The following is a 13,864-nucleotide window of genomic DNA, read 5'->3' on the forward strand; positions in this document are numbered from 1 at the left end:
TGGAGTTTTAAATGCAAGGAAATTTTTTAAAGATTTTTGGCGTATTGCCATTTTTAGCAGTAGCTTTTATTAATGCTTTTGTGGATTTAGGACACAAAATCATCATACAAAATACCATTTATAAATTTTATGAAGATAGCACCCAACTTTTTCTAACTGCTATTGTCAATGCTTTAATGCTTTTGCCTTTTATTCTTATGCTTTCACCATCTGGATTTTTAGCGGATAAATTTCCTAAAAATAAAATCATGAAAATATCTGCATTATTTTCAGTAATATTAACTTGTATTATTTGTTTGTGTTATTATCTTGGAGCATTTTGGCTTGCATTTACAATGACTTTTATCATGGGAGTGCAATCTGCCTTATACTCTCCTGCAAAATATGGCTTTATAAAAGAATTAGTAGGAAAAGAGCTTTTGGCTATGGGAAATGGAGCTGTCAATGCAGTAAGTATTGTGGCTATTTTAGCCGGTATGGCAGTATTTTCTCTAAGCTTTGAAATGCTTTTTGAGTCAAATTTTAACACTCCTTCGGATATTTTAACACAAATTGCACCTTTGGGTTTTGTATTAATAGCTTTTGCTTTATTAGAACTTTTTTTAGCTTATAAACTTCCTAGCCTAAAAGAAGAAGATAAAAATTTAAGTTTTGATAAAAAACAATATTTACAAGGAAAGCTTTTAACCTCTAATTTAAAAACAATATTTTCTCATAAAATTATTTGGCTTTGTATTGTAGGAATTTCACTTTTTTGGGCCATATCACAACTTTATTTAGTGAGTTTTCCTGTATATGCAAAAAACGATCTTTTCATAGAAAATACCTTTTATGTACAATGCTCTTTAGCTTTTTCTGGTATAGGAGTGATTATAGGATCACTTATTAGTGGTAAGTTTTCTAAAAATTACATCGAATTAGGTCTTATACCACTAGGTGCTTTAGGGGTTTTTCTAATGAGCATTTTAATGCCATTTTTAGAAAACTTACTAAGTTATAGTGTAGTGTTTTTTATTTTTGGTTTAAGCGGAGCATTTTTTATCATACCTTTAAACTCTCTAATACAATTTCATGCAAAAGAAAATGAACTAGGAAAAGTCTTAGCAGGAAATAATTTCATACAAAATATTTTTATGTTAGGCTTTTTAGCACTAGCTACTTTTGCTGCTTATGCTAAAATTGAAGTGATAAATTTGTTTTATTTTATCATCGCTGTAGCATTTTTTGGAAGCATTTATGTGCTAAGTAAATTGCCTTTTTCTTTAGTGCGTTTATTAATGAGTATAGCGTTTTTTCAACGCTACCGTTTATTGGTAGAAGGTTTTGAGAATATTCCTGAAAAAGGTGGAGCGTTATTACTTGGCAATCATATATCTTTTATAGATTGGGCTATTGTGCAAATGGCTATACCAAGAAAAATTTATTTTGTTATGGAAAAAAGCATTTATTCTAAGTGGTATATTAGAATTTTTCTTGATAAATTTGGAGTTATTCCTGTTTCAAGTGCTTCTAGCAAATCAAGCTTAGAGCTTATTGCTATGCATATTAAAAATGGAAATTTAGTTTGCCTTTTCCCAGAAGGAGTGCTTTCACGCCATGGACAGCTTAATGAATTTAAAGGTGGGTTTGAGTTAGTTTGCTCAAAATTAGAAGAACAAGATGGAGTGATTTTACCTTTTTATATTAGAGGACTTTGGGGAAGTGCTTTTTCAAGAAGTGATGAAGAATTTTCAGCAAGAAACCGCAAAATAAGCAAAAGAAAAATCGCTATTGCTTTTGGAAAAAGCTTGCCAATACACACTAAAAAAGAAGTGGTTAAAGCAAAGGTTTTTGAACTTTCATTTATTGCTTGGAAATCTCAATGTGAAAGTATGCATACTATAGCTAGAGCTTGGATAGATAGTGCTAAAAGAAATTTAAGTCAAATAGCTATTGTTGATCCTTTAATAGGTGGTATTACTTATAGAAAAATGCTTGCTTTAAGTTTAGTTTTTAGCTCTTTTATAAAAAATAGATCACATGAGTTAAATATACAACCTACCCAAGGAAGCTATGCTCCAAAAGAAGAATGTATAGGAATTTTGCTCCCTGCTTCCATGGCTAGCTCTCTTTGTAATCTAGCTGTATTACTTGCAAATAAAATCGTGGTAAATTTAAATTTCACAGCAGGTGTAAAAGCAATAAATCAAGCCATTCAAAGCTCTCAAATTCAACAAATTTATACTTCTAGAAAATTTATGGAAAAATTAGAAAATAAAGGCATAAAACTAGAATTTGAAGAGTATGTTAGAATTATTTTTATGGAAGATATTATCGCAAACTTTAAAAGACAAAAACTCAAAATCTTTTCTATGCTTGCTTTAGTAAGTATCTTACCTACTTGTTTAATAAAAGCATTATTTGCATCTAATAAACAAAACCTTGCCATAGCTGCTATATTATTTAGTAGTGGTAGCGAGGGAACACCTAAAGGAGTAATGCTAAATAATCGCAATATTTTAAGCAATATAGCCCAAATTTCAGATGTATTATGTGCAAAAAATGAAGATGTTGTCTTATCTTCTTTGCCACCTTTTCATGCTTTTGGATTAACTGTAACTACTTTTATGCCTTTATTAGAAGGGATTAAAAGCATAACACATGCTGATCCAACAGATGCGCTAGGTGTAGCAAAAGCTATAGTAAAAAATAATGTTAGTATTATGTGTGCTACTTCAACTTTTCTAGGTATTTATGCAAGAAATAAAAAACTTGATGCGATTATGTTTGAAAGCTTAAGGATTATCGTATCAGGTGCTGAAAAACTCAAAAGCGAAGTAAGAACTGCCTTTGAAATGAAATTTAAAAAACCTATTTTTGAAGGTTATGGAGCCACTGAAACCACTCCGGTTGCAAGTGTGAATTTACCGAATAAATTTGATCCTGACTATTGGATTTTACACCGTGCAAATAAAGAAGGTAGTGTAGGTATGCCTTTGCCAGGAAGTGCTATACGCATAGTAGATCCATCTACTTATGAAAGTTTAAATCATAGAGAAGATGGATTAATACTCATTGGTGGCCATCAGGTTATGGTAGGTTATTTAAACAATAAAGAAAAAACCGATGAAGTTATCAAAGAAATCGATGGCATACGCTGGTATAATACCGGAGATAAAGGCCATGTAGATGAGGATGGCTTTTTATATATAGTAGATCGTTATTCTCGTTTTGCAAAAATTGGTGGTGAGATGATATCTTTAGGAGCTTTAGAAGAAGAAATTGCTAAATTTATCAATACAGATGTAGTAAAATTTTGCGCAGTTGCGCTAGATGATGATAAAAAAGGTGAAATGGTATGCTTATTAGTAGAATGTCAAGATCAAGATTTTGAAGGAATTTGCGAAGCGATTAAAAACTCTACTATGCCTGCTATTTTTAAACCAAGTAAATATTTTAAAGTAGAACAAATTCCACTTTTAGGTTCTGGTAAAGTGGATTTAAAAGGCGCTAAAGATTTAGCTAAAATCTTACAAGAAAATTAATTCCCAAAGTAATTTTACTTTGGGGAAATTTTACAAACTATTTCTTTTAGTTTTATAATCATATTTTTTATCAAAAACAAGCTTATTATTTTCCTTAGCTACTAATTTTCCCTTAATATAAAAATACTCCAAATCGCTAGTTTGTGTTAAGATTATATCTGCCTCCATCATACAACCCTCGCGTCCTATTTGCATTGTTTGAGTAATGGTATATTGCGCGCTTAATGGGTTTTCATTTTGAAGTTTTAATTCTCTTTTTAAATTATGCTTTACTAAAACATCAACCTCATCAAATCTATAAACACCTTCTCCAAAAACTCCACCAACACCATCTGTAATACAAGTCCAAGTATCGTTTAAAATATCATAAGAAATGCTTCTATCTACCCTACCTTCTTCTAAAAGTGTTATTGGGGTCAAAGGGGCACTTTGTGCTTGCATATTGATTTTATCGCTATCTTGACCACTAAAACATGGCAAATTAAATTCACACTCATTTAAATCTAAAGTCAATATTGAAATTTTTGGCATAGGCCAAAACATAGGCCAAAAAGAATTTGCCAATGATAATCTTATCTTAGAACCCTTAGCAAATCTATATCCACAAGCATCAAGTTTGATTTGCTTTTGGATAAATTCATCTTTTTTTAAAGGTATAAATTGCTCTTTATTATCACTTAATGCAAGATTGATTACTCCATAACTTACTCTTTTTACAAAACCATCAGCTCTAACTTCACTAAGTTGAGCAAAAAGCATAGCTTTTTCTTGATCGCTTGCAATTTTTACATTTAACATAGGAAAGCCCAAGACATCCAAATCTTGTTCTAAAAAATCACTTTCAAAAACAACTGCCATCCCATCATCCAACCTTTGATCGCTAGGACTTTCTCCTAAAACACCAGCTCCCATCCACTCTCCTGATAAAAGCCCATGATTTAATGGAGTGTTAATTTTGATAAATTCACTTGATTTTTTACATGTTAATTTATGCGGATTTAAATAGTATCTTTTATAGCTAATATCATTTTTAAAATCATTTAAAGCAACAAAACGACCTTCTACTTTCTCTGTTTTTGAATTTGGCTTAGAGCTATTTTCAATATATGCTTGTATCATAGGAGCTTCAAGCACATCGTTTTCTTCATTTTTAAGCCATTTATCCCACCATTTAAGTGCTTCTTGTAAAAAACCCATTGCAGGCAAAGGTAAGCCATCATGAGGATAAACATGAGCCCAAGGACCAACGATAGCTTTTTTTGGAACTTTCAAACCATTCATTAGAGTAAAAACAGGATTAGTGTAAGAATCAGCCCATCCATCTAATGCAAAAACAGGAACTTGTATATCATCATAATTTTCCCCAACAGACCCATGCTTCCAATAATCATCTTTTAAAGTATGCCCAAGCCATAATGTGGGCCATAAAGGCATGTTCTCAAGCCTATTGAACCATTTTTTTCTACCATTTGGATCAATTTTTGGATCAACAAAGCGTGATTGATATGCAAGCATGATATTACCCCACCAAAAATTATCATTAAGCAAACATCCGCCTTTATAATGAATATCCTCATTAAACCTATCATCAGTAAAACCTACTACTATAATTGCTTTTAAATTTTTAGGTCTTCTTGCTGCAACTTGTAAAGAATTAAAGCCACCCCAAGATTTACCCATCATACCAATATTCCCATCACACCATTCTTGCTTTGCAATCCACTCAATGACTTCTAAGGCATCATCTTGTTCTTGTTTTAAATATTCATCTTCTAATAAACCATCAGATTCCCCACTTCCTCTAATATCAACCCTAACAACCGCATAGCCATTACCACTAAAATATCCGTGCATAGGCTCATCTCTGCCCCTTGTTCCATCATTTTTTCTATAAGGAATGTATTCTAATATAGCAGGAACTTTTTCTTTTACTTGAGGAAGCCAAATTCGTGATGAAAGCTTAGTGCCATCTTTTAAAACTATCCATTCATTTTCTATTACTCTAACCTTGTTTTTAAAGTTAAAAACAATTTCCTTCATTTCATCTCCTTTTTATTGTATTTTTTAATCCAAATCAAACAAAACATTACACCCAAAATAGCCATAACTATCATGATGGTAAAATATATATGAAAACCTTTTACACCTGGGTATCTATCTAATAAATCTCCAGCAAGTAATGGTGCAAAAACTTCAGGCAAATACCCAAAAGTAGATACAATACCTATAGCCATACCCGCTAAATGTATAGGAATTTTTCCCTCACTAAGTAAAGAATAATAAATTCCAAAATTAGAATACATAGCTATATAAATTATGACACAAGCAGAAGTTAAAACACTCATTTGTAAAAATCCATTTAATTTTGAACTAAGCATTAAAAAAATAACACCAATTCCCATTAAAATAAAGCCTATCATCATTATTTTAGCTTTTCCATATCCATCTGCTATAAATCCACCCACTACAGAAGAAACCGGACGAATATATTGAGCCAATACCGTTAAAATAGCTGCAAAAACAGCAGAAGTTCCTATAACATTGCTTGCATAAGGAGTAAAATAATAAAAACTCATGTTAAAAAAATATGTACAAAAAGTAATAGCAACCACAAGCCAAAGAGCAGAATTTTTCAAAAGAAAAACCAAGTCTTTGATTTTAATCTTCTCACTTTGCTCATTAATATCATCTTTCAAAAGAAAAAACAATAAAATAGCACTTACAATAGGAGCTATAGAATAAAACACAATAACCATTTCTATACCTTGTGCGGCTAAGGCTTTTGTTTGAAAATATCCAAAAATACTCGTAGCTATAGCCAAATGTGCAGCACCAACAACTCCTCTACCGCCTTCAAAAATTCCATAAGCCCTTGCTTGTTCTTTAGAATTTGCTAAGCTCCTTACTATTTTCATCAAAGAAGGCCAAAAAGTTAATAATGAGGTAATCCCCCAAATTCCATAAATAATCAAAAGTGCATTTAAAGAAGTAAAATATAAATGCAATAAACCACCAAGTCCTGTAGCAATTAAAGAAAAAATCAATAACTTTTTTGGTGCAAAACGATCTGCTAAATAACCTCCTAAAGCATAAGAAAACAAACCAAGCAATCCATAAGCACTACCTAAAAGCCCCATTTCAAAATTATTTAAATGATAAAGACTCATATAATCATCATAATAATACTTTCTAAAATAAGGCAAACCATAAATAATAGATCCGCAAAAGGATAATAACAATAATGTTAAAAAATTATTTTTTAAACTTTGTCCTGTATTTTGTCCCATCAAAAACTCCTTTTGCATACTATATATAATTTTTATGTTTTTTTTGCTTTTATATAAGTGATTTTATGCAAAAAATATTATAATAATATATTTTTTACACATTTTAATCTACTTTATTATAAAATTTTATTAATTTAATAATTTATAAGCATAAAAAATTTATTTACAAAATAAAAATAATTTCTGTTTTTTATTTTTTATTATTGTTTTTTTGATACATTTACATAAACTAAAAATTAAAAAAGGGAAATAATGAAAATTTTTGATATGGTAGTTATTGGCGCTGGCCCTGCAGGTATTGCAGCAGGAGTAGAAGCTAAAATAAAAAATAAAGAAGTTATTGTTTTAGAAAAAGCTGATGCGATTTGTCAAACCTTAGTAAAATTTTACAAAGAAGGTAAAAGAGTAGACAAAGCTTATAAAGGTTGTGATAGCACAAATCACGGGCATATAAATTTTGAAGATGGAACTAGAGAAAGTACGATAGAAACTTTCCAAAATGCTATCAAAGAGCATAATCTTGAAGTAAAGCTTTCTAGTGAAGTTGAAAGTGTTAAAAAAGATGGAGAAAATTTCATCGTTAGTACTGCAAATGAAAATTATATTTGTAAAAATGCAGTTATTGCCATAGGTAGAATGGGTAAGCCAAATAAACCAAACTATACTTTACCTATAACTTTAACTAAAATCATCAATTTTAATGCAAATTCAACAAGCCAAGATGAAAAAATCTTAGTTGTAGGCGGTGGAAATTCAGCAGCAGAATACGCTATAGATTTAGCTAAAAATAACGATGTTACACTTTGCTATAGAAGAGAAACTTTCTCAAGATTAAATGATATTAATCTTGAAGATATTCAAAAAGCTTTTGAGCAAGGCAGTGTAAAAGCAAAACTCGGCATAGATATAACTGGTATTGAAGATGAAAATGGTAAAGCTAAAGTAAATTTCACTAACAATACAAGTGAAATTTATGATCGCATTATTTATGCTATTGGTGGTTCAACCCCGCTTGATTTCTTACAAAAATGCTCTATAGAAGTTGATGAAAAAGGTGTGCCAAGCTTTGATGAAAATAAAGAAAGCAATGTAAAAGGATTATTTATCGCAGGTGATATAGCGAGTAAAAACGGAGCTTCTATTGTAGTGGGTTTAAATGATTCATTTAAAATCTGCGATCATCTTTATAAATGCTAAAACTCTTTCAATATTCAAAAGGCTATCGTTATAATAATGATAGCCTTTTACTTTTTGACTTTTTATCTAAAAATAACTTAAAAGGAAATATCCTTGATATAGGATGTGGATGTGGAATTTTAGGACTTTTAGTAAAGCAAAAATTTCCAAATTCAAAAGTTTATCTACTAGATATTCAAGAGCAAAATATCAAACTAAGTTATAAAAATGCTAAAGAAAATAAACTTGAAATTCAAAGCATTTGCGAAGACTTTTTAAACTATAAAAGTGATATAAAATTTGATTTTTTGATCTCTAATCCTCCATTTTATAAAAAAAATACACAAAAAAGCCAAGATTTGCATTTATGTATATCAAGATATCAAGAATTTATGCCGCTTGAGAAGATGTTTGCTAAAATAAATACTTTAATCAAGCCAAATGGTAGTTTTTTTATGTGCTATGAGGCAAGTTTTTTAGATGAAATTTGTGCTTATTTAAAACAATTTAAATTAAAACTAGTTTCTCTTCAATGTATTCACACCAATACACAAACTAATGCAAGGCTTGTTTTAATGCATATTAAAAAAAATAATAAAAGCCCTTGTGTGATAATGCCTACGCTTTTTATGTATGAAAATAATGTTTTAAATCCAAAAATTAGCGAAATTTATGAAAATACAGGAACTATAAGCTATGATATGTGAAAAAAACTTTGATTATTCTTTTGATGAAAATGCTTGTAAAACATGCGGTGGAAAATGCTGCACTGGAGAAAGTGGATATATCTATGCTAGCAAAGAAGAGCTAGAAGCTATTGCTGCTTTTTTAAATTTAAACTTTGAAGCCTTTAAAGAACAATACCTTATCAAAGTTGGATTTAAATATAGTTTTAAAGAAGTAAAGCATGAAAATGGCTATCGTTGTATTTTTTTTGATACAATGTATAAAAAATGTTTAATTTACAAGCATAGACCAAAACAATGTAAAACTTTTCCATTTTGGGAGTATTTTAAAACACACAAAGAGGAGTTGAAAGAAGAATGTATAGGGGTTTGCTTTCACTAATTATCGTTTTTATCCTAACAAACCTTGCTTTGGCTAAAAGCGAAGATAAAATCTTACAAGCACTCATTTATGAAGAACATGGACAGTTTCAAAAAGCATGTGATATTTATACAAATTTATTTCATGAAAATAATGAAAGTATCTATTTGCAAAAAGCATTGCTTTTAGCTTTGGGTGCTAACTTAAAACAAAAAGATGAACTTTTAAAAGCCTCTAAAGAATTTTTAAATCATACGGCTATTGCAAGATTAAATGCTTTGCATTTTTTTGAAATAGGAGATTATAAACAAGCCGAAACTATACTTTATAAACTCATTAAAGAAGAGCAAGATTATAGAAACTATGAAATACTAGGTGATATTTTTGCTAAAAAAGCTTTATACACCAAAGCTTTAGAGCAATACAATCTTGCTTATAAGCTTTTTGAACATGAAAATTTATTACTTAAAATAGTTGAAATTAATATTAAAAATAAAAATATTGATCAAGCTAAAAAAGCTTTAGAAGAATTTGTAAAAAATTCACAATGTACTCTTAAAACATGCACCCTACTTTTAAAAATTTATCAAGAGCAAAAAAACAATAAGGCAAGCATTCAAACCCTTGAAAAACTATATAAACTCAACAATGATATTAAATATATATATGCTATGATAGAATTACTAGTGCAAGAAAAAAATTATAAACAAGCTCTAAATTTAGTCCAACAATACAACATAGATCCTGATACTAAAATTTTCTTATATACACAAACAAAAAATTATAAAAAAGCTTACGAAATAGCTTTAAAACATTATGAACTTAGCAAAGATAAAAAATACCTTTCTATGGCAGGGGTTTTAGAATTTGAAATTTATATGGATTCTAAAAGTAAAAAAATCACGGATCCAAAAATTCTAGCTTCTATTATGAAAAAATTTGAACAAAGTGTAGATGTGCGTAGCGATGCTTTATATCAAAACTACTATGGCTATGCCTTAATCGAATATAATATTGATATTGCAAAAGGCATAGAATTAGTAGGCTGGGCGCTTGAACAAGAACCACAAAATCTTTACTACCTAGACTCTTTAGCTTGGGGCTATTATAAACTTAAAAATTGCAAAAAAGCTTATGAAATTTTACAAAAAACATTCCACGATAAAGAATTTGCAAATTCCCAAGAAAGCAAAGATCACTTAAAGGCCATTGAAAAATGTTTAAAACAATAGATTTAAAAGATCATTTTTCAAAAACACAAAAAATTCTAGAAAATAAAAAAGAAATTTTTCCTTATGATATGCTAGGCAGAAGCCTAGCTTCTAATGCTTTTTATCCTAAAGATATTTACACACTTTTGCTTGAAAGAAAACTTTCGCATTTTTTATACTCCAAAGATTTAAATTTTAATCATGAAAATTTTGATGCTATCGTTTTACCAACAAGTCCTTTGCTTAATCAAGACATACAAAATTTAAGTCTTTTTAGACGCTATCATGAAAAACCCATTGTGCAATTTGACTTTATTTTTGATGAATATCAAATTTTAGAAAGCTTGGTATATGGAGCTGATGCGTTTATTGTATTTCCTAAAATGCTAAAAACTATGCAACTAAAAAAACTTTATAATTTTGCAATACATCTTGGCTTAGAGGCCATTTTTTATATTGAAAGCAAAAGCGATCTTAATAATGCTATTTTAGCAGGAGCTAGAATTTTTTTATTAGAAGATGAAAAGCTATTACCTTTGATACCAAAAAATAAAGCTCTTATAAGTAAAAATATCAAAAATCTACATGCTTGCATAAAGGAGAGTTGATGGAGTATTTATACGCACCTTGGAGAGATGTTTATTTTAATAATAAAGATAAAAATTTTTGTCCTTTTTGTCATTGTAAGTATGAACTTAATGAAGATGAAAAACTTGGGGTAATTTTTAGAGCTAAAGAATGTTTTGGCATTATGAATAAATACCCTTATAGTCCGGGTCATTTCATGATTATCCCTTATGAGCATTTAGAAAATATAGAAGATTTAAATAATGATACATGGCTAGAAATTAGCCATTTTGTGCGTATTGGAGTTAAAATTTTAAAAGAAAACTTTCATGCCAAGGGTGTTAATATAGGTATGAATTTAGGCAGTGCAGCAGGAGCTGGCATAGCGCCGCATTGTCATTATCATTTAATCCCAAGATGGCAAGGGGATACAAATTTTATCACTACCATAGGACAAACTAGAGTTTGTGGGAGTGATTTGGAAAAAGTTTATACCACCTTATGCAAAGCTTTTAAAGACTATGTATAAAGAAGTTGATTTTGAAAATTTTTTAAAATTTAATTTTGATCTTTTAATTGATGTAAGAAGTCCCAAAGAATACAAACTTGCTCATATAAAATCTGCGCAAAATTACTACGCATTAAATGATAATGAATTTGAAGAAATAGGCACACTTTATAAGAAAAATAAAGGCTTAGCTAAAGCAAAAGGTGCAAGTTATATTTGTAAAAATATGAGTGAACATATTAATAAACTTTATCAAAATTATAAAATAGGTTCTTTGGTGGGAATTTATTGTGCAAGAGGTGGTAAAAGATCAAAAGCTATTGCTTTAATCTTAGCTGAACTTGGTTATAGAGTTGTAAGATTAGAAGGTGGATACAAGACCTACAGAAGTTATGTGAGTGAGTTTTTTAGGAAAGATTTAAATATTGAGTTTTTATGTCTTTGTGGTAATACAGCAAGCGGTAAAAGTGATTTAATCGAAACTTTAAATAATGCTTTAAATTTAGAAAAACTAGCTAATCACCAAGGATCAAGTTTTGGTAAAATTTATGGAGAACAACCAAGCCAAAAAGCCTTTGAAGATAAGTTGTTTTATTTTTTAAAAGATTATACTCACAAAACTTGTTTTATAGAAGCTGAAAGCAGACAAATTGGAAATTTAACTATCCCACTAAATTTATACAATAGTATGCAAAAAGCTAAGAAAATTTGGTGCGAGTGTGATATAAATTTACGCATTCAAAGAGTTTTAAAAAACTATACTCCAATGGATAAAAAAGTATTTTATCAATGCGTTGAAAAAATATCACCTTATATCAGCAAGGATTTTAAATTAAGACTTTGTAAAAATTATGAAGAAAATAATTTAGAACTTTGTGTAAAAATGCTTTTTGAATATTATGATAAAGTATATAAAAAACCTGCAAAAATTGATTATTTTATAAATAGCTCTAATTTAAATGAAGCTAAAAAATATCTTATGAGTTTAAACTCATAAAATTATATTTACAAAAATTACAAAAATAATACTTGAAAGAATTCCAGCAACTGGTAAAGTAATAACCCAAGCTAAACCAATAGGTTTCATCATACCCCATTTAGCATCTTTATTAAACACCCCTATACCCAAAATAGCGCCGATTAAAATATGGGTTGAGCTAACTGGAATTCCAAGTTGAGTTGCTAAAAGTATAACAATACTTGCACCAAGTTCAGCACTAAAGCCTGTTGTTGGCTTAATTTCTGCTAGTTTTGAACCAACAGTTTGAATAACTTCTTTACCTAAAAACCAAAGTCCAATAACCAAAGCTATACCAAACATAAGCATTACAGCAAATGGCACTGGCGAACTTGGATTAATGGTATTATTTTTAAGCACATCTAAAATCGCAGCAAATGGTCCAAGAGCATTAGCTATATCATTAGCTCCATGCGAAAAAGCAAAACTAGAAGCAGTAAAAATTTGAAACCACGAAAAAATCTTTTCTATAGTTTTATTTACTTCAGTTTTTTTCATCAATCTTACAACAGCCAAAGTAACTATATAAGCAAAAATAGAAATAATAGAAACTATCCATAAATTCTGTACCATATCTAAAGTAGAAACTTTATTTAAACCTTTAAATAAAAACATTGACGCTATTATTAAAGCAGCTATCCCTGCAACCAAAGGAACATGAAATTTCATTTTAGAAAAAACATCGATATTTTTTTCTTTTTCTTTTAATTCTTTAATTTTTAACTTATATTCACTTCTTTTTTCATCATCATCTAAAACAATGGCACTTAATTCTTTAATTTGCTCTTCTTGACTTTTGTTTTTTAAATTGATAAAAAAATTTTCTTTAAACTCCTTTTTTTCTTTTTTAATTTCTTTTATTTGCATATTAATCAAAGCCGAAGGTTGAAGTATTTTTTTATAAATATAAGCATAAATTAAATACGCCACAAGTCCACCAAGTAAAGGAGAAATAACCCAACTCATAGCTATTTTATAAATACCATTCCAATTTACCATAGAAAAAGCTTGGTCTTGATCAAAAAATACAAACCCCATAGCTATACTTGAACCTACAATACCACCTATAATGCTATGAGTAGTAGAAACTGGAAGTCCTTTTTTTGTTGCTATAAATAACCAAATACCTGAACTTAGCAAAGCTGAAAGCATAACACATACAAACACCATAGGATCAACACTATCTGGTAAAACCACTATACCACTTCTTATAGTATTAGTTACTTCCCCACCTGCAAACACAGCCCCACTTAATTCAAATACTGCTGCAATAATTAAAGCTTGCTTGATAGTAACTGTCTTAGCTCCCACGCTAGTGCCAAATGAATTTGCAACATCATTACCGCCAACATTAAAGGCCATAAAAATTCCAAATACACTAGCAAGAATAAATAATATCATGGAATTATTAGGAATGTAATTATAACCCCAAACAAAAAAACACAAAACGCTTACAATAAAAATAAAAAATGCAATGGTATTGTCTTTACTCAAGCATTCTCCTTAAGAAATTATTTTAAGAATAT

Annotated in this window: 11 protein-coding genes; 8 read left to right on the forward strand and 3 right to left on the reverse strand. The window is 29.5% G+C overall.

What is annotated here, in order from left to right:
* Nucleotides 1-11 precede the first annotated feature (11 nt).
* The gene (locus L8X33_RS01670; protein WP_263669791.1) at nt 12-3,524 is read left to right on the forward strand and encodes an acyl-[ACP]--phospholipid O-acyltransferase; all 3,513 of its coding nucleotides are present in this window, start codon (nt 12-14) and stop codon (nt 3,522-3,524) included.
* A 30-nt stretch (nt 3,525-3,554) separates the two neighbouring features.
* On the opposite strand, the gene L8X33_RS01675 is transcribed toward L8X33_RS01670, so the two are convergent.
* Together L8X33_RS01675 and L8X33_RS01680 are read right to left on the reverse strand one after the other, a co-directional pair.
* On the reverse strand, nt 3,555-5,564 hold the full coding sequence (locus tag L8X33_RS01675; RefSeq protein ID WP_263669792.1) for a CocE/NonD family hydrolase: 2,010 nt from the start codon (nt 5,562-5,564) through the stop codon (nt 3,555-3,557).
* Nucleotides 5,561-6,811: an MFS transporter gene (locus tag L8X33_RS01680; RefSeq protein ID WP_133318814.1), complete on the reverse strand. Its 1,251-nt coding sequence runs from the start codon at nt 6,809-6,811 to the stop codon at nt 5,561-5,563. Before L8X33_RS01680 ends, L8X33_RS01675 begins: the two co-directional genes overlap by 4 nt.
* A gap of 252 nt (nt 6,812-7,063) precedes the next feature.
* Here L8X33_RS01680 and L8X33_RS01685 point away from each other — a divergent pair, with 252 nt between their 5' ends.
* The 7 genes from L8X33_RS01685 to mnmH are packed head-to-tail and all read left to right on the forward strand — an operon-like array spanning nt 7,064 to nt 12,317.
* Nucleotides 7,064-8,008 (forward strand): NAD(P)-binding domain-containing protein, encoded by a 945-nt coding sequence (locus L8X33_RS01685; RefSeq protein WP_263661794.1) that lies wholly within the window; start codon nt 7,064-7,066, stop codon nt 8,006-8,008.
* On the forward strand, nt 8,002-8,694 hold the full coding sequence (locus tag L8X33_RS01690; protein ID WP_263659105.1) for a tRNA1(Val) (adenine(37)-N6)-methyltransferase: 693 nt from the start codon (nt 8,002-8,004) through the stop codon (nt 8,692-8,694). Before L8X33_RS01685 ends, L8X33_RS01690 begins: the two co-directional genes overlap by 7 nt.
* Entirely contained in the window at nt 8,684-9,055 is a 372-nt protein-coding gene (locus tag L8X33_RS01695) for a YkgJ family cysteine cluster protein (RefSeq protein WP_263669793.1), read from the forward strand. Before L8X33_RS01690 ends, L8X33_RS01695 begins: the two co-directional genes overlap by 11 nt.
* Complete coding sequence (locus L8X33_RS01700; protein WP_263669794.1) at nt 9,031-10,266, forward strand: tetratricopeptide repeat protein; 1,236 nt, start codon at nt 9,031-9,033, stop codon at nt 10,264-10,266. Before L8X33_RS01695 ends, L8X33_RS01700 begins: the two co-directional genes overlap by 25 nt.
* Nucleotides 10,251-10,853, forward strand: coding sequence for an indole-3-glycerol-phosphate synthase TrpC (locus L8X33_RS01705; protein ID WP_133318809.1), 603 nt, complete (start codon nt 10,251-10,253; stop codon nt 10,851-10,853). Before L8X33_RS01700 ends, L8X33_RS01705 begins: the two co-directional genes overlap by 16 nt.
* A complete protein-coding gene (locus tag L8X33_RS01710; RefSeq protein WP_263661799.1) occupies nt 10,853-11,341 on the forward strand; it encodes an HIT family protein in 489 nt (162 codons plus the stop codon). Before L8X33_RS01705 ends, L8X33_RS01710 begins: the two co-directional genes overlap by 1 nt.
* A complete protein-coding gene (mnmH, locus tag L8X33_RS01715) occupies nt 11,334-12,317 on the forward strand; it encodes a tRNA 2-selenouridine(34) synthase MnmH (RefSeq protein ID WP_263669860.1) in 984 nt (327 codons plus the stop codon). Before L8X33_RS01710 ends, mnmH begins: the two co-directional genes overlap by 8 nt.
* Here mnmH and L8X33_RS01720 read toward each other — a convergent pair.
* Nucleotides 12,312-13,832 carry an inorganic phosphate transporter gene (locus tag L8X33_RS01720; RefSeq protein WP_133318806.1) on the reverse strand — a complete coding sequence of 507 codons (1,521 nt, stop codon included), beginning with the start codon at nt 13,830-13,832 and terminating at the stop codon, nt 12,312-12,314. The genes mnmH and L8X33_RS01720 overlap by 6 nt on opposite strands.
* Between the last annotated feature and the right edge of the window lie 32 nt (nt 13,833-13,864).

The sequence above is a fragment of the Campylobacter sp. CNRCH_2014_2849 genome (genome assembly GCF_025772845.1).
GTDB lineage: Bacteria > Campylobacterota > Campylobacteria > Campylobacterales > Campylobacteraceae > Campylobacter_D > Campylobacter_D lari_D.